General features: G+C 42.0%; 12 protein-coding genes and 4 tRNA genes. 13 read left to right on the top strand and 3 right to left on the bottom strand.

The genetic code is table 11. The annotated features are described in order from the left end of the window. Positions 1 to 5 precede the first annotated feature (5 nt). The gene (gene uvrB / locus LPA49_RS10255; RefSeq protein ID WP_036969486.1) at positions 6 to 2000 is read right to left on the bottom strand and encodes an excinuclease ABC subunit UvrB; all 1995 of its coding nucleotides are present in this window, start codon (positions 1998 to 2000) and stop codon (positions 6 to 8) included. Continuing rightward, positions 1997 to 3376, bottom strand: a complete 1380-nt coding sequence (locus LPA49_RS10250) for an MATE family efflux transporter (RefSeq protein ID WP_036969488.1) — start codon at positions 3374 to 3376, stop codon at positions 1997 to 1999. Before LPA49_RS10250 ends, uvrB begins: the two co-directional genes overlap by 4 nt. 1054 nt (positions 3377 to 4430) lie before the next feature. Between LPA49_RS10250 and LPA49_RS10245 the strand changes: the two genes are divergently transcribed. The 12 genes from LPA49_RS10245 to nth all read left to right on the top strand — a co-directional run bounded on the left by LPA49_RS10245 (position 4431) and on the right by nth (position 13923). Next, a tRNA-Asn gene (locus LPA49_RS10245) sits at positions 4431 to 4507 on the top strand. A 21-nt stretch (positions 4508 to 4528) separates the two neighbouring features. Then, positions 4529 to 4605 (top strand) — tRNA-Asn (locus tag LPA49_RS10240). 19 nt (positions 4606 to 4624) lie between these two features. Beyond that, positions 4625 to 4701, top strand: a tRNA-Asn gene (locus tag LPA49_RS10235). Between the two features lie 26 nt (positions 4702 to 4727). Beyond that, positions 4728 to 4804 (top strand) — tRNA-Asn (locus tag LPA49_RS10230). A 184-nt stretch (positions 4805 to 4988) separates the two neighbouring features. Continuing rightward, positions 4989 to 6932, top strand: coding sequence for an EAL domain-containing protein (locus LPA49_RS10225; protein WP_036969491.1), 1944 nt, complete (start codon positions 4989 to 4991; stop codon positions 6930 to 6932). Positions 6933 to 7101: 169 nt separating this feature from the next. Next, complete coding sequence (rsxA, locus tag LPA49_RS10220) at positions 7102 to 7683, top strand: electron transport complex subunit RsxA (RefSeq protein ID WP_036969494.1); 582 nt, start codon at positions 7102 to 7104, stop codon at positions 7681 to 7683. A 1-nt stretch (position 7684) separates the two neighbouring features. Next, a complete protein-coding gene (rsxB, locus tag LPA49_RS10215; protein ID WP_036969496.1) occupies positions 7685 to 8239 on the top strand; it encodes an electron transport complex subunit RsxB in 555 nt (184 codons plus the stop codon). Positions 8240 to 8247: 8 nt separating this feature from the next. Then, positions 8248 to 10866, top strand: a complete 2619-nt coding sequence (gene rsxC, locus LPA49_RS10210) for an electron transport complex subunit RsxC (RefSeq protein WP_230236471.1) — start codon at positions 8248 to 8250, stop codon at positions 10864 to 10866. Further along, on the top strand, positions 10863 to 11918 hold the full coding sequence (gene rsxD / locus LPA49_RS10205) for an electron transport complex subunit RsxD (protein ID WP_036969501.1): 1056 nt from the start codon (positions 10863 to 10865) through the stop codon (positions 11916 to 11918). Before rsxC ends, rsxD begins: the two co-directional genes overlap by 4 nt. After that, positions 11918 to 12553 (top strand): electron transport complex subunit RsxG, encoded by a 636-nt coding sequence (gene rsxG / locus LPA49_RS10200; protein WP_036969504.1) that lies wholly within the window; start codon positions 11918 to 11920, stop codon positions 12551 to 12553. The genes rsxD and rsxG overlap by 1 nt, the downstream gene beginning before the upstream one ends. Continuing rightward, positions 12553 to 13251, top strand: a complete 699-nt coding sequence (locus LPA49_RS10195; RefSeq protein ID WP_230236469.1) for an electron transport complex subunit E — start codon at positions 12553 to 12555, stop codon at positions 13249 to 13251. The genes rsxG and LPA49_RS10195 overlap by 1 nt, the downstream gene beginning before the upstream one ends. Before the next feature lie 39 nt (positions 13252 to 13290). Then, on the top strand, positions 13291 to 13923 hold the full coding sequence (gene nth / locus LPA49_RS10190; protein WP_182396258.1) for an endonuclease III: 633 nt from the start codon (positions 13291 to 13293) through the stop codon (positions 13921 to 13923). 190 nt (positions 13924 to 14113) lie between these two features. Here nth and LPA49_RS10185 read toward each other — a convergent pair whose 3' ends face one another. Then, positions 14114 to 15649 (bottom strand): S10 family peptidase, encoded by a 1536-nt coding sequence (locus LPA49_RS10185; RefSeq protein ID WP_230236467.1) that lies wholly within the window; start codon positions 15647 to 15649, stop codon positions 14114 to 14116. Positions 15650 to 16487: 838 nt separating this feature from the next. Here LPA49_RS10185 and LPA49_RS10180 point away from each other — a divergent pair. Next, positions 16488 to 18395: an aminotransferase class I/II-fold pyridoxal phosphate-dependent enzyme gene (locus LPA49_RS10180; RefSeq protein ID WP_065978844.1), complete on the top strand. Its 1908-nt coding sequence runs from the start codon at positions 16488 to 16490 to the stop codon at positions 18393 to 18395. The last annotated feature ends 80 nt before the right edge of the window (positions 18396 to 18475 follow it).

Genomic DNA, 18475 nt, shown 5'->3' with positions numbered 1-18475 from the left:
AGTACTTAATTTATTAGCTGTTGTTGTAATTCATGTATTTCGTCACGCACTGAGGCTGCTTTCTCAAACTCCAGATCACTTGCGTACGCGTGCATTTTAGTCTCCAGTGCTTTAATTTGACTGGCAATCTCTTTAGCGCTTAGCACTTTTTTAGATTCTTTACGGACCAATCGAAGGTTATCTTTAGGGCCAGCCTCTTCACCAACATCCATAATATCCGTGATACTTTTCACTAACGCTTGCGGTACAATTCCATGTTCTGCGTTATGAGCTTGCTGTTTTTCACGACGACGATCAGTTTCATCAATAGCCTGACGCATTGAATTCGTTATACGATCACCGTACAGAATCGCTTTACCATTTAAATGACGAGCAGCACGCCCTATTGTTTGTAATAAAGAACGCGTCGAACGTAAAAAGCCTTCTTTATCAGCATCGAGTATCGCAACAAGTGAAACCTCTGGCATATCAAGGCCTTCTCGTAATAAGTTAATACCCACTAACACATCGAAAACACCAGCGCGCAAATCACGAATAATCTCAACTCGCTCAACAGTGTCGATGTCAGAATGCAAATAACGAACTTTTACATCATGATCATTTAAGTAATCCGTTAAGTCTTCTGCCATACGTTTTGTTAAGGTCGTCACTAAGACACGCTCATTTACCTCAACTCGTTTGTAAATTTCAGACAATAAGTCATCAACCTGAGTACCCACAGGGCGTACTTCAATTTCAGGGTCTACTAAGCCTGTAGGACGAATAACTTGTTCAGCCACTTCACCTGCTGAGCGCGTTAGCTCAAATTCGCCTGGTGTTGCCGATACATAAATCGTTTGCGGTGCAATTGCTTCGAACTCTTCAAATCGAAGTGGCCGATTATCCAATGCAGAAGGAAGACGAAATCCATATTCAACTAAGTTCTCTTTTCGACTACGGTCACCTTTGTACATTGCACCAATTTGCGATACGGTCACATGCGACTCATCGATGATCATCAAGGCATCATCAGGTAAATAGTCAAGCAATGTAGGCGGCGGATCGCCCGGAGTACGCCCCGATAAATAACGGCTGTAGTTCTCAATACCAGAGCAATAACCAAGCTCGGTCATCATTTCTATATCGTATTGTGTTCGCTGTGCAATACGTTGCTCTTCGACGAGTTTATTTGCACTAAGCAACTGGGCTCTGCGATCTTTTAACTCGACCTTAATATTTTCAATCGCATCAAGAATTTTCTCACGGGGTGTCACATAGTGTGTTTTTGGGTAAATAGTCGCGCGCACAATGTGCTTTTCAACAGCCCCTGTTAATGGATCAAAGATACTTAAACGCTCAATTTCATCATCAAACATTTCCACACGCACCGCGTATGTATCTGACTCAGCAGGAAAAATATCAACCACTTCGCCGCGCACACGGTACGTACCACGACTAAATTCAATGTCATTGCGCGTATATTGCAACTCGGCTAAGCGACGAAGCATATCACGCTGGTCGACAGTTTCGCCTACTTTGAGTAACAACATCATCTTCATGTACGAGTCAGGATCGCCCAAACCGTAAATAGCCGAAACAGATGCAACAATAATTGTGTCACGGCGTTCAAGTAACGCTTTGGTTGCACTTAAGCGCATTTGCTCAATATGCTCGTTAATAGAGGCATCTTTTTCTATAAATGTGTCACTGGCAACAACATACGCTTCAGGTTGATAGTAATCATAATATGACACGAAATATTCAACCGCATTATGAGGGAAAAACTCTTTCATCTCTCCATATAACTGCGCTGCAAGCGTCTTATTATGCGCCATGATAATCGTTGGCCGATTTAGATCATGGATTATATTTGCCATGGTAAAGGTTTTACCCGTCCCTGTAGCACCTAACAATGTTTGATGAGCAAGCCCTGCTTCAAGGCCCTCAGATAATTGAGCAATGGCCGTGGGTTGGTCACCACTTGGTTTAAATTTTGAAACCAGTTGAAAATGATCACTCATAAATGACACTCCTTCATCGCCGTTGTGCTTAATGCATTTACTTCTTTTATAAACCACTTATAAGCCACAAAAGCCGTAAACAAATTACCCACAGCTGCGCCTATAAACAAGCCTGTTAACCCTGCAATTTCACTCCCGACATAAGCAATTGGCACATAAAAGACAAATAAACGAATGATACTTAAAATCAGCGCATTCATTGGCTTATGTAGAGCATTAAATGAAGAGTTAGAGAGAATTATCACACCTTGCAAACCGTAACTTAATGGCAAGATATAAATGAAAAGTTTAATGACATCAATAACCGCCTGCTCTTTACCAAAGACATGCGCAATAAAACCAGAGGTCAAAAGCAACAGTAAATAAATGCCGAATTGCCAAATCATCACAAACTTCAACGTAGTAATATACGCTTCTTTTACACGGCCTAACTTTCCGGCTCCGAAGTTTTGACTAACAAACGGTGGCAATGTCATCGACAATGCTAAAACCACTAAACTGGCTATTGACTCAATTCGGCTCCCCACACCAAATGCAGCGACGGCTTCAGGGCCATGCTTAGCCACTAACGCCGTCATCACAGCCATTGCAATGGGTGTCAACATGTTCGCCCCTGCTGCAGGTAAACCTATTTTTAAAATTTTTCTTATTGCCCCAATAATCGTTTGTTGGCCAGCGTACAAGCTCAACAAACCATTTTTAATTGCCAGTATATAAAGAATAATCACCACCGCGAAAGACCATGCAATTACACTGGCAATGGCAGCGCCTTGAATACCCAATGCCGGTATTGGGCCCAAACCAAAAATTAAAATCGGATCTAACACGGCATTAATGAGACCCGCTCCCCCCATTACTAAACTCGGCGTTTTTGTATCGCCACTTGCGCGCAAAACAGAATTACCAACCATCGGGGTAATCAAAAATACACTGCCTAAAAACCACACACTCATATAGTCGTGTATTAGCGGAAGTACTTGCTGCCCAGCTCCCAACAATTCAAAAATAGGGGTAATAAATACATACCCAACAACAGACAAGCAAAACACCAAAACCACAGAAATGAGTAAAGCAATACTGGCATCAAACCGAGCTTCATCTAATTTGTCACTCCCTAATGCTTTCGCAATTACCGCTGAAGTGCCAATACCGAGGCCAATGGCAAGACTAATAACCGTAAAGGTTACAGGAAAAGTAAAGCTCACTGCTGCTAGGGGTTCGGTACCAAGTAGACTAATAAAGAAAGTATCAACTAGGTTAAACATCATTAAGGTGATCATCCCGAAGATCATAGGGATAGTCATTTTTTTCAACGTTGGCAGGATTGGAGAGTTTAAAAGATCAGGTTTAGATTTGCTCTGCGACGTCACGGTCATGGGAATACTTTGCCTCTTTTACTGAGCTGATAAGTTTAAAGCATCCTCGCCTTGCAAGCCACGGTTAATTTTAAACAAAGAAAACTGTCACTTTTGAGGCTTTAACATAAAAACAACCACGAACATCGTTAAAAAACAAAATAAGAACATCATTAATAGCATTGTTACAATAAAATGGCAGTAACCGCTGCTTTTTTACACAACAAACCGTGTCATTTTATCGTCACGAATAACATTACTTATCAATTCAGCGTCGCTTCAGATAAAAAACTTAACTGTTTGATTTTAAATAAGTAAAAAAAATATGATTAAATGCTTGAAATTGCTGCAGCGCCCTAAAATTCTAGCGCCATAGCTGTTCTTAAAGTTTAATAAACAGAGTTATCCACAGAAACCGTGGATAACTCTCTGAAAGCCGCAATTATAAAGGCTTTTGAGCTCAGTATTTATCGCAACCTATGAAAATCACGCAAGTGTCTTGTTTTAACCCTTTTGTTAGATTCTTTTAAAGAATGCCTAATTATTGTTCACACTCACCCTGCAAATAAATATGACAATTCAAAATAAAGTGGCTAAAAAACAGCCTAACACACTGATAAGAAACACTTAAACCACTCTCTTATCTGTCTTTGCATTCACAATTCAGGATCAATTAATGCCGTATTTAACGTTTTTTCTCAACCGACAGACCGATTTGAAACCTCTAAAATGGAAGAATTTAATGCGCAAATAAAAATGATTAGATTAAATTTTTATAGCGAGAATAAAATCTGAGATAAATGACAATTTACTCTCTTATAAGCCAAAATTCTATACAACGAATACTTTTGACTAATTTATAATATTGCTCGTGGTCAAAAAGCATGCAAAAAATCACATGATCCAACATGAAATTTTACTTTAACCGCGAAAACATCTGTGTTTTTCAGCTACATTTTGTTCAGATCGAACATAAAAACATCGAATACACTTCTTTTTTGAATTTATGAAGTTTTTATGTTGACACTTTGCAATGCTGTCATTAATATTTCGCCCCGTTGAAAGGCATGACGCTTCCCCCTTAGCTCAGTTGGTTAGAGCGACGGACTGTTAATCCGCAGGTCCCCCGTTCGAGTCGGGGAGGGGGAGCCAAGTTTTTCGACCATAAACGTTTCCCCCTTAGCTCAGTTGGTTAGAGCGACGGACTGTTAATCCGCAGGTCCCCCGTTCGAGTCGGGGAGGGGGAGCCAAGTTTATGATTATGATTGTTCCCCCTTAGCTCAGTTGGTTAGAGCGACGGACTGTTAATCCGCAGGTCCCCCGTTCGAGTCGGGGAGGGGGAGCCAAATCATAAAGCACACTACTCTATTGTTCCCCCTTAGCTCAGTTGGTTAGAGCGACGGACTGTTAATCCGCAGGTCCCCCGTTCGAGTCGGGGAGGGGGAGCCAACTTCCAGAATATATTAGACTTTTATCATCTTTTACATTCTGCGAATCTATTAGACTTTCTGCCTTATATATTCTAATCTATCCTGAGTTATTTCTTTTTTGCTATTTAAATAGAATTCACTGTACTTAAAGCAATCAATCAGGGAATTGATTCTTCCTTTTAGGCTTTTATAAGATAAAAAACATGGCAGGCTTTAAAAAACTAATATTTGTTCAACTTATTTCTTGGCTACTATTTGCATTGCTCGGTGGGTATTTTATTGCACTGGGGTTTGACAACGCAGTTAGCGATGCTCAGAAAAAAGCGCAATTCGTAGTGAATACTTACATAAATAGTTTAACGATGGACGAGCTTGCGCCTGAAAAAATACAAAAAGCGCTTGCCGACGGCACTACTTTCTCTAAATTTATAATACGAGATCAAGCAGGTAACCTCGTTACCATGGTTGAATCGCCACAGCCCCTGCCCCTCTTTGCAGATATTGTAAATACGAGCTTTAATTCGATTCGCCCACAATTTGCTGTTAACCAAGCTTCTGACATAAAAGTTGAATTCACAATCAACGCAAACAATCTGGCAAACCTGCTACAACAGTCCATGTTTATTGTCATTTTAGTCTCAGGCTTAATTGCTTTGTTGCCTATTATATATATGCAAAGCATGTTTAGACGCTTAAACCGAAAAGTGAGCACCACCATTGCAGATATCATCGATATCTATATCAATCAAAATCAGGTTAATGGCGATCTTGAACAAGCAATGGACACAACACGCTTGAAAAAGCTTAGTAAAGATTTAATACCTACTTTCAATCGTCTTTCGCACTTTTTACAAACCAAGCATGATGATATTGAAAACAATGCAATGAGCATTAAGCAAGAAGCGTATAAAGATGTCATTACAAATCTTGGTAATCGTAATATGTTCGTCGAATACTACGAGAAAAACATCGAAAATGCCGATAAAAGCACCTTTGGCTCTTTAGCTATGGTGCGTTGTAGTGAGCTACAAGCAATAAACCAAACTCGCGGTTATCAAAAAGGCGATGAATACGTAAAAGGTGTTGCCGATATTATTAAACATATCAGTGGTACTTACACCAATAGCCAAGTATTTCGGGTAAACAGTTCAGACTTTGCTGTTATTTTACCTAATACTCCCCTAAAAGAAGCTGAACGATTCGGTGATAACTTACAATCGCGTTTTACGCAGTATCAGCAGAACCAAGAATTAAGTTCGGTAGCAAATACAGGCATAGTTGGGTACGAAAAAGGCAAACCTTTAGGTGAACTACTGTCGATTGTTGATAACGCTATGAGCATGGCACAATCTAAGCAAGCAAATGCATGGCATGTTCAACGCGAAACAGATTTAGTAAACAATGTGAGTGCTGGCTTTGGTAATCAAAACTGGCGCAAAGTGATAAACGAAGTGATCGAGTCAAAGCGTGTTCACTTAGTTATGCAAAATATCATGCCAATTGGTAAAAGCATCAAAGCCTATGCCGAAATTCAAGTGCGCTTTAAAACAGCCGAAAATCAAATGCTTCCTACGGCGTCTTTTTTAGCGATGGCCGAAAAACTCGGTATGGCAATGGAAATTGATCGATTAATAATCGACACCACCCTTGAAAAAGTGAAGACACGCAACTTCTCACAAAAGTTTTTTGGTATAAATGTCACAGCATCCAGTGCGCATAATGATCAATTTCTTATTTGGTTAGAACGCCGTTTGTTAAAAGATAACAATATTGCCACTAAATTAATTTTTGAAGTCAGCGAATTTGGTCTTCAGCAAAATATAAAAGCAAGTAAGCGTTTTATTGATATGGTTCATCGTGTCGGTGCGCGTGTGACTGTTGAACGCTTTGGTGTAGGCTTAACTTCATTTAAATTCTTCAGAGACTTGAAGCCTGACTTTATTAAAATGGATGCAAGCTATACCCGCGGCCTTGAAGATGATAAAAACAATCAATATTTTATGCGCTTGATGGTAGATCTTGCTCACCGGATTGGGGTTAATGTTTTTGCCGAAGGTGTAGAGAGCCAGGAAGAGAAACACATTATCGAAACCCTTTGCTTAGATGGCGTGCAGGGTTATTACATAGAGAAACCAAAAGACATCTAAGATCTACGCCAATAAGACCTAATAAACCGACTGTTTATCAGGTCTTTAACGTAACTTTAACACTTCAAATACAAACAGCTTTGTTAATTTAAGCTAATCGCCTCGCATGTGTTGTGTCAGCCTCCAGAAAAAAGGATAATGACGTTGTTTTTATTCTCGTGAGGCACGCATGACAGAGTATGTCTTGTTACTGATTGGTACCGTACTAGTCAACAACTTCGTTTTAGTTCAGTTTTTAGGTTTATGCCCGTTTATGGGTGTATCAGGTAAACTCGACACTGCTATTGGTATGTCTTTAGCGACAACCTTTGTGCTAACACTCGCCTCTGTTACCAGCTATCTGGTGAATCACTATATTTTGATTCCACTCGATATCGCATTTTTACGCACCATGAGCTTTATTTTGGTGATTGCTGTCGTTGTGCAATTTACTGAGATGGTTGTTAGAAAAACCAGTCCAACTTTGTATCGTTTGCTCGGTATATTCTTGCCTCTGATCACAACAAACTGTGCAGTGTTAGGTGTTGCCCTTCTTAATATCAAAGAAGACCATTCATTCTTACAATCAGCCGTGTATGGTTTTGGCGCAGCAGTTGGTTTTTCAATGGTGTTAATTCTTTTTGCCGCATTACGTGAACGTTTAGCTGTTGCAGACGTTCCTTCACCATTTAAAGGTGCATCGATTGCGATGATCACCGCAGGTCTGATGTCGATGGCCTTTATGGGTTTTACAGGATTAGTGAAGTTTTAATATGACCTTGTTTTATGCCTTAATTGCGCTAGGTTCATTAGCGCTAATATTTGGTTTGATTTTAGGATTTGCTGCCGTACGTTTTCGGGTAGAAAGCAACCCTATCGTTGATCAAATTGACACCATATTGCCACAAACTCAATGTGGACAATGTGGCTACCCTGGCTGTCGCCCATACGCAGAGGCGATAGCGAATGGTGACGAAATAAATAAATGCCCGCCGGGCGGCGAAGCCACGGTAAAAAAACTGGCAGATTTAATGGGGGTTGAAGCAAAACCTCTTGCTGGCGGCGAACAAGCAGAGCCAGTAAAAACCGTTGCATACATTCGAGAAGACGAATGTATTGGCTGTACTAAATGTATCCAAGCCTGCCCTGTTGATGCCATTGTTGGTGCGACCCGTCAAATGCATACCGTACTCATTGACGAATGCACTGGCTGTGATTTATGTGTTGAACCTTGCCCAGTTGACTGTATTGATATGCTGCCTGTAAAAGAAACCAAACAAACTTGGAAATGGCAATTAAATGCAATCCCTGTGACTCAGGTAGATTAGGAGCGCAGATGGAAACGTTAATAGAACAAATCAAACAAGGTAAAGTCTGGCCATTCGCTGGGGGGATTCATCCACCTGGACAAAAGCAACAATCAACATCACGTGCAATTGAGCGACTAGAGCTGCCAGATAAATTAGTTGTGTCACTAAAACAACATATTGGTGCCAACGGCAAATTAATCGTAGAAAAAGGCCAATCAGTTCTTAAAGGTCAAGCGTTAACGAAACCTAGCGGTAACTGGTCAGTGCCTGTACATGCGCCTACTTCTGGTGTGATCACTGATATCTGCCCGATGCCATCTGCGCATCCATCAGCGTTGCCTGAGCTCAGCGTCATTATTGAACCAGATGGCAAAGATACATGGTGTGAACTAAACCCTGTTGATGACCCTAAAGCACTCTCACATGATGAGCTAGTCGATATTATTCATCAATCAGGTATTGCAGGGATGGGGGGAGCTGGTTTTCCCACTTACGTAAAAGCTGATACGCGAAAAAGCATTGAATTTTTAATTGTAAATGCCGTTGAGTGTGAGCCATACATCACTGCAGACGACATGTTAATGCGTGAACATGCACACGGAATTATCGCCGGTATTGAGTTAATGCAGCACTTGCTCAACCCAACACTGACAATCATAGGTATTGAAGATAATAAGCCAGAAGCTATTGCAGCAATGCAACAAGCAGCAAAACATAATGAGTCTATCATTGTTCAAACTGTCCCTACTGTTTATCCTTCTGGCGGTGAAAAACAATTGATAAAATTGCTAACAGGCAAAGAAGTACCTAGCGGCAATATTCCTGCTGACATTGGTATGTTAGTGCACAATGTAGGCACCCTGTTTGCAATTAACCAAGCGGTTTATGAAGGCAAGCCATTAATTGAACGCGTGGTCACAGTGACTGGCAATACAATCCATAAACAAGGAAATGTATGGGCGTTACTTGGCACTGAAATAAAACACTTACTAGATTGCCAAGGCTTTTCACCGGTGCCACAACAACGAGTTGTCATGGGCGGCCCTATGATGGGCTTTACCTTACCAACGGTAAGAATCGGCATTGTAAAAACCACAAACTGTATTTTAGCCCCTGATCATCAAGAGCTGGCTGAACCAGGAGACGAAAAAGCCTGTATTCGTTGTAGTGCCTGTGCTGATGCCTGCCCTGCTTCGCTATTACCCCAACAGCTGCAGTGGTTTGCTAAGTCAAAAGAATACGACAAGTTAAATGAGCATAACCTATTCGATTGCATCGAATGTGGAGCCTGCGCCTATGTCTGCCCGAGTGAAATTCCACTTGTGCAATACTACCGAGTTGCTAAAGCCGAAATCAAAGAGCAACAAGCAGAACAAATAAAAGCTGAGCGCGCCAGAGAGCGCTTTGAAGCACGCAAAGAGCGTTTAGAGCGCGAGCAAGAAGAGCGACAAAACCGTCATAAACGCAAGCCCGCGACGAAGTCGAGCGATGAAAAACAAAAAGTGGCTGATGCCCTCGCCCGTGTTAAACCAAAATCTGACGATAAAGACAGTAAATCAGCTGTTGCAGCCGCTATTGCCCGTGCCAAAGCGAAAAAACAAGGTGCAGAACTGGAACCAGATAATTCTGAAGTAGCTAAAGAACGTGCTGCACGTAAAGAACAAGCGCGTAAGTACAAAGAGCAAAAAGCGCTAGAGCAAAGTGAAGAAACCGTCAATAAAGACGATAAGAAGTCAGCTGTTGCAGCGGCTATTGCCCGTGCTAAAGCGAAAAAAGCAGCGCAAGCCACTGAAGCTGATAACGCAACAGATGCAGAGCCTGAAGCCATTGACGATAAAAAAGCGGCCGTAGCAGCGGCGATTGCCCGTGCTAAAGCGAAAAAAGCAGCACAAGCCACTGAAGCTGATAACGCAACCGATGCAGAGCCTGCAGCCGTTGACGATAAAAAAGCGGCTGTTGCAGCGGCGATTGCCCGTGCGAAAGCAAAAAAAGCAGCGCAAGCCACAGAAGCTGATAACGCAACAAATGCAGAGCCTGCAGCCGTTGACGATAAAAAAGCGGCCGTAGCGGCGGCGATTGCCCGTGCTAAAGCGAAAAAAGCAGCGAAAGCCACTGAAGCTGATAACGCAACCGATGCAGAGCCTGCAGCCGTTGACGATAAAAAAGCGGCCGTAGCGGCGGCGATTGCCCGTGCTAAAGCGAAAAAAGCAGCGCAAGCCACTGAAGCTGAGAACGCAACCGATGCAGAGCCTGCAGCCGTTGATGATAAAAAAGCGGCTGTAGCAGCGGCAGTTGCCCGTGCAAAAGCGAAAAAAGCAGCGAAAGAGCACGCTGAAACTGAGAACGCAACCGATGCAGAGCCTGCAGCCGTTGACGATAAAAAAGCGGCCGTAGCAGCGGCAGTTGTCCGTGCAAAAGCGAAAAAAGCAGCGAAAGAGCACGCTGAGCAACAAGCAAAAAGCGAAAGCGCAGACACCCACGGTACTGACGCTCACTCTGATGATTCAAGTACAGATGAACCTGAAGCACAGCAAATAGATAACACGCCTGAATCAAGCGAAGGCAAAAAGAAAGCGGCGATTGCACGTGCAATTGCTCGCGCTAAAGCTAAAAAGTTACAACAAGAAGGAACCGATAAGTCATGAAACTAACCATGGCCAGTTCGCCGCATAATCATAGTACCAAATCATTAAGCCGCTTAATGATCACCGTGATTGCTGCGTGTATTCCAGGTTTAATAGCCCAAGTATACTTTTTTGGCACTGCGGTATTAATTCAGCTTGTGCTCGCGTTACTGACTGTCAGTGCCTGTGAAGCGGCTGTTCTGTTACTTCGTAAACGCAAAGTATGGCCAACATTAAGTGATGGTAGTGCTTGGCTTACAGCTGTGCTATTGGCGCTTAGTATCCCACCTCTTGCCCCATGGTGGATTATCGTAATTGGTTGCCTATTTGCTATTGTCATTGTTAAACAACTTTATGGCGGGCTTGGTTTTAACTTGTTTAACCCTGCAATGGCGGCATATGTATTATTGCTTGTGTCATTTCCTGTGCAAATGACAAGCTGGCTGCCAGTAAACGAACTGCTCGCAAACCCAATTAGCTTTACACAACAACTATCCGTTATTTTTAACGGCTTTACCTCTGCTGGATTTAGTGTTGATCAGCTGCGTGTTGCAATTGATGGCACAACAATGGCAACCCCTTTAGATACGGTTAAAACCGATGTGGCTCACCACCTAACAGTGTCAGAAAGTATGAGCAAACCACTGTTTAATGATTGGTTTGGACTTGGCTGGGGCTGGGTAAACTTTGGTTTCTTATTAGGTGGTTTATACTTATTAAAAGCAAAGATAATAAACTGGCATATTCCTGTCGGCTTTTTAGCATCTCTTATACTGTGCAGTGGTATTGGTTATATTGCAGCGCCAGGCACAGAGCCAGGCGTGGTATTTCATCTATTCAGTGGTGCAACCATGTTAGGCGCATTTTTTATCGCGACTGATCCTGTTTCGGCATCAACCACCAATAAGGGCCGCTTAATTTACGGTGCCTTAATTGGTTTACTTGTTTACTTAATTCGTACCTTTGGTGGTTATCCAGACGCGGTGGCATTTAGTGTTTTGTTATTAAATATGGCTGTGCCGTTAATTGATTACTATACACAACCACGTACTTACGGCCATGGAGTGAAATAATGATCCTTTCCTCAATGACTAAAAATGGTGGCATTCTTACTGTTTTTGCACTGCTTACCACAGGGGCTGTTGCATTGACACATAGCCTGACGGCTGAGCGTATAAGCGAGCAAGAAAAAAAGCAACTTGCAGAGCAATTACAGCAAGTGCTTGATGCCCATCACTATGACAATCAACTATATAAAGATTGTGTGATCATTACAGATGAACGTTTAGGACCTCGTCCTGATCAGGTTATTTACCGTGCTTACAAAAATAACGAACCCTATGCTTTAGTCATGCGCCATGTCACACCTAGTGGCTACAGCGGCGATATCAACTTACTAACAGCCGTATTTGCTAATGGCGATATTGCTGGCGTGCGTGTCACAAAGCATGAAGAAACGCCCGGTCTCGGCGATAAAGTCGAAATAAAAAAATCGGATTGGATCACCCTCTTTAAAGGCCAAAATGTGCTAGGTGACGATGACACACGTTGGGCCGTTAAAAAAGATGGCGGTCAGTTTGATCAGTTTACTGGGGCAACAATTACCCCTCGAGCGGTCGTTGGCTCAGTCAAAAATGCGGTGCTGTTCGCAAAAGCTGAGTTTGATAACCTATTTGCTGCGCCAAATTCATGCCAAGGAGCACAGTAATGAGCGAAATCAAAATCTTATTTAAAGAGGGTATGTGGGCAAACAACCCCGCCCTCGTGCAATTACTGGGCTTGTGTCCTCTGCTGGCCGTAACATCAACCATTACAAATGCGTTAGGCCTTGGTTTAGCAACCTTACTGGTATTGGTTGGTTCAAACATCACTGTCTCTATTGTGCGTAACTGGGTGCCGAAAGATATACGCATTCCCGTTTTTGTGATGATCATTGCAGGGTTTGTTACCATCGTTCAGCTGCTTATGAACGCCTACACATTTGGTCTGTATCAATCATTAGGTATTTTTATTCCACTGATTGTAACCAACTGCGCAATTATTGGCCGAGCAGAGGCATTTGCCTCTAAAAATACCGTGCCTCTTTCTGCATTCGATGGCTTAATGATGGGACTTGGCTTTATGTTGGTGCTTGTTGTGCTTGGCGCTATTCGAGAATTAATAGGCCAAGGCACGCTGTTTGATGGTGCCGACTTATTACTTGGACCATGGGCAGAAGCACTGCGCATTGAAGTCTTTAGCTTTGACAATCAGTTCTTATTAGCAATTTTACCTCCTGGCGCTTTTTTAGGGCTTGGATTATTGATTGCGGCAAAGAATGTGATTGATACACAAATAAAATCTAAGCAAGTTGTTACTCCAGAAGTAGAAAAAGGCCCTCGAGCCCGAGTAACGAGTTTAACTTAAAGGAGAGCACGCACCGTCACTGCGTGCTTAACACTCACCATGAATAAAGAAAAACGCTACGAGATCCTGTCTCGCCTCCGCGCAGAAAACCCTCACCCAGAAACTGAGCTTGAATACTCAAGTCCTTTCGAGTTGTTGGTTGCGGTTACCCTATCAGCTCAAGCAACGGATGTTGGTGTAAATAAAGCGACCCGTAAGCTTTTTCCTGTCGCAAACACGCCCCAAGCTATTCTTGATTTAGGTCTTGAAGGCCTGCGTGATTACATAAAAACAATTGGTTTGTTTAATTCTAAAGCCAATAATGTCTATAAAATGTGTGAAATTCTGGTCAATAAACACAACGCTGAAGTACCAGAAAACCGCGAAGCCCTTGAAGCCCTACCGGGCGTGGGTAGAAAAACGGCTAACGTTGTTTTAAATACCGCTTTCGGCTGGCCGACTATTGCCGTAGACACGCATATTTTCCGTGTTTCTAACCGCACTAAGTTTGCCATGGGTAAAGACGTCGTTGCAGTTGAGCAAAAACTAGAGAAAGTCGTACCTAAAGAATTTAAGGTCGATGTACACCACTGGTTAATACTTCATGGGCGCTACGTGTGTACTGCACGTAAACCTAAATGCGGCAGCTGTATTATCGAAGACTTGTGTGAGTTTAAAGATAAGACTGAGTAATGTTTAGACTGCTTTGCTAACTTAAAAAGTGGTCGCGCTGAATGCGCGGATAATGTCGCTAATGTGTCAGTATAATCGCTAATTTGTGAGAATCTATCAGTATTGCAAACTACCACTGCTATTTTCCATCCTGAGTTCATTCGCTAATTGTGCCAAACACAGGCTTTGACACAATTAGCTAGGCCTATTATTAAGGGTTTTGGCTCAACTGTTTTTTAATAAAGTCTCGCGTATCTTTTAAAAGCGACACTCTTGCTGGTTCGTGAACATACATCATGTGACCACCGTGATAATAGTAGTAATCAATTTTATCAGCGTTTATACTGTGTCTGTTTAAGGTGTATTCAGCATCAAAAAATGGTGTGACCATATCGTAATACCCAGAGGCAACCATAACTTTCATCTGTGGATTACTGCGAAGGGCATACGATAAATCTGGCGCAGTATTCACGTATTTTGGCTCCCAGCTTTGTCCATCAGGAGCCGTACGCCAGCGCCAATTATCAGATAATTCAGGGTCAGATGGATTTAAGTATTTTCTTTTCCACTGTACGTTTAAATCCGTGTGCATATATTTCATGAGTGCTGCTTTGTAGGCCGGTGCTATGGCTTTCGACGCATCTTGCGAAGGATCAGCGGATAGGTCGTCTCTTTCATCAAGCTTATAACGTCCATCGAGCAACCCAACGGCGACGCCCTCGTCACGCAACAACTCTTTAGCAAATCTAAACGCGTTGATGCGCAAATCAGTTCGCTCTATGTATTGTTTGCTAAGGCCTGTATAACGTTGTAATCCCTCAACAATTCGCGCTCTTTCAGCTGTGCTAAGGGTATTACCTTTAAATAATGCGGGCAGCAATTTATCAACGGCAAATTGTCGACTCGCATCAATAAACACTTCAAAACTTCCTGATGTATCAACTTTTTTATGGTACCAAGCTGTCGCAGCTAATGTTGGTATGTAAGTAATGTAAGATATAATATTGTCGTCTACATAAGGGCTTGAGCCTTGGTAATCCAAAGCTTGGGACACAAAAATGATGCCATTTACATTAATAAGGTGTTTATCCATGAGCACTTTAGAAACAGCTGCCGCTCTAGTCGTACCATAGCTTTCTCCTAATAAAAATATTGGCGCGTTCCAGCGATTTTCTTTCGTCAGCCACTGCGCAATAAAATCAGCAATGGCGGATGTGTCTTCATTCAACCCCCAAAAGGTTTTGCTTTCAGTTTCACCTAATGCGCGAGAGTACCCTGTGCCAACGGGATCAACAAACACCATATCAGTCACATCGAGAATCGTTTCTGGTGCATCTTTTAATTCATAAGGAGCAGCCCCTGGGTGCGCTGCGTCACTTGGCACAACAACGCGTTTAGGCCCGTAAGCGCCCATGTGTAACCAATTAGAAGATGAACCAGGGCCACCATTCCATATAAATGTAACCGGCCTGTTTTCTTTGTCGTCTGCGACAATGTAATCAAATGAAAAGACAGAGGCGGTAGGTCCTTCGTCTTTGTTCAATAAATAGGTTTCACCGGCTACAACTTTGTATTTCAGTTTTTTGCCATTAAAGGTGCCTTTGTGCTGTGTAACAAATTGAGTGGCTTCTGGTATCAGTTTCTTACTGTTGTTTGAAGCTGATACTTCCTCTGCATATGCCACGTTTATACTCAACGCGCTTAATGTAAATATGACCACTGTTTTGAAATTTTTAAAATACGCCATTCTTTACTCTCTTGGTTGTTTACTTTTGTTTTTATCTGTATCGAGTGGGAGTGCTTTTGTCACTCGTTCTTTATCGCTGAGCATTTTTCAATTAGGCAGTCATCCTCCCACGAGTCAAACTTAGAAGCGTGTAAGCTCCCTCTGTTTACACTTGGCAATGATGTAAAAAGTTACATTATCGTGTTGCTCACTCAGGGTAGCCTCTGTGGTGAATACCCTATGCCATCGGGTCCATTTCCTGTGGGCAGTTCAAATAACGTTTTGCCAGAGATTATATCAATAACAAGCACCTTATTTTTTCATAAGCAAACAAAAACAAAGTAGGATCATCAGGATGAAAAACCACACCTTTTGGCCCCGTCCCCTTCTCAAATACGATTTGATGCAATATTTCCAACGAAAAGTACACAAATCAAATAATACATCCACTTCATTTTCTGCTCCCTATTCTTAATAAGCTTAATTTTCGAATTAGGTATAATTAAGCCCCCTCTAAGGAAAATATATTTTTCTGCCTTCCTAACTCAAGTGCGGCGATATAAGTTGTCTGCGTTTAGTTGTATATAATTACAGCAATCTCGCCAGAAAATAAAATATATGTGTTCAAACTCACTATTCTGTTTGCTAATACATAAAACACTTTCCTTGCTAAGGTATTACTAATATCGAATGATTGTGAGTGATTCCAACTTGTACTCGAATTAAAAACATGAAATTGCACAAACTGTCATCTCAAAAGACTCGAAACTAATAGCACAATAATCAAAGTATTAATTTCACAAGCCACCATCCTTTCGTTATGCTGTTGAGTATTGTGAAAATTTTTATGAGAATTGCTATGTTACCTTTACTTCGTATCTTGTTAATTGAGCAAGACCCTGCCACTTTGCAAGAGCTGTCAACGAACCTTGCACGAACAATCCCTAATTTTGAGCGGAGTGATGTTGATATCGATATTATTGAGTGTAATGAGCTCAAGCAGGCATTAACATGTGTAGAAGAAGATGGTGATATTCAAGCTGTGGTACTCAGTTGGGATGTACTGAACAATAGCGAACGAACCTATAGTCGCTTTATAGAGCAGTTAAAAGGGATCCGTCTCGAGCTGCCAGTGTATGTTATTGGCGACGATACTAAAGGGTTAGAGATCGTTAACGAGTCAGAAGAAATTGAATCTTTCTTCTTTAAAGATGAAGTAATTTCGGACCCCGAAGCAATCTTAGGTTATATGATCAACGACTTTGATGACAGATCAGAAACCCCATTTTGGACAGCCTACCGTCGTTATGTCGGCGAAGCGAATGATTCATGGCACACACCCGGGCACAGTGGTGGTTCTAGCTTTAGAAATTCTCCCTACATCAAAGATTTTTATCAGTTTTATGGCCGTAATGTATTTGTTGGCGACCTGTCGGTTTCTGTTGATTCGCTTGGTTCATTGTCAGACAGCACCAATACCATTGGCCGCTCACAAGAGTCAGCTGCTGCGACATTTGAAGTTAAGCATACTTATTTTGTCACCAATGGTTCATCCACCTCGAATAAAATTATTTTGCAAACGTTGCTGCGTAAAGGCGATAAAGTGATCATCGATCGCAATTGTCATAAATCAGTACATTATGGCATTTTGCAATCAGCTAGTTTACCCATTTATTTGTCGAGTATTTTAAACCCTAAATATGGCATCTTCGCGCCCCCCTCATTAGCAGATATCAAGCAAGCGATTGAACAAAATACTGACGCAAAACTGCTTGTTCTCACCGGTTGTACCTACGATGGCCTTCTTAGTGACTTGAAACAAGTGGTTGAGTTTGCCCATCAACATGGGATTAAAGTGTTTATCGACGAAGCGTGGTTTGCGTACTCGCTTTTTCACCCAAGTTTACGCTACTACTCTGCCATTCATGCGGGCGCTGACTATGTAACCCACTCTGCACATAAAGTCGTGTCGGCGTTTTCTCAGGCGTCTTATATTCACGTAAACGATCCTGATTTCGACGCCGATTTCTTCCGCGAGATCTACAGTATTTACGCCAGTACTTCACCTAAGTATCAACTTATTGCCTCGCTTGATGTGTGCCAAAAACAACTAGAGATGGAAGGCTATAAGCTACTGAATGCCTTGTTGAATCATGTCGCAGAGTTCAAGCAACAGATGGCGTCACTCAAGTATATAAAAGTGCTTGGAAAAGAAGATTTTATGGAAATTTTCCCGCATTTTAGTGGCGATAACATGGGTCACGATCCACTAAAAATTCTTATTGATATTAGCGAATTGCCTTATTCATTAAAGGATATTCATAAATTCCTATTGGATGAAATTGGCCTAGAAATAGAAAAATACACGCACAGTACAATATTGGTTTTACTGACACTTGGCGGAACGCGTTCTAAGATCATTCGTCTTTACAATGCATTAAAGAAACTAGACAGCGGAAAAGTAAAACTGGCTACATCGATGAGACGTACACGCTTACCAGAGAACTTACCAGCCATAGACTTAGCATGTATTCCAAGCGATGCGTTTTACGGCGAACGCGAGTCTGTGCCTATTAGTAAGAGTAACAACCGCATTTGTGCCGGATTAGTGACTCCTTACCCGCCTGGTATTCCACTTTTAGTGCCAGGCCAGCATATCACTGATGAGCATATAGAATATCTAAAAGAATTAGCAGGACAAGGACTGACGATTCAAGGGAGTTTTGATGGCGAGATCTATGTTCTTAAAGGTAAGGTGAAAAAGTAAAAAAGGCTATTAATACCGTCAAGTACCTTATCACTATTCAGCAATGCCACACGGTATTGCTCAATAGTAGATTAAAAACA

It is taken from the genome of Pseudoalteromonas sp. MB41 (genome assembly GCF_020966275.1).
Classification (GTDB): Bacteria; Pseudomonadota; Gammaproteobacteria; order Enterobacterales; family Alteromonadaceae; genus Pseudoalteromonas; species Pseudoalteromonas lipolytica.
This window is presented reverse-complemented; position numbering and strand designations above follow the sequence as displayed.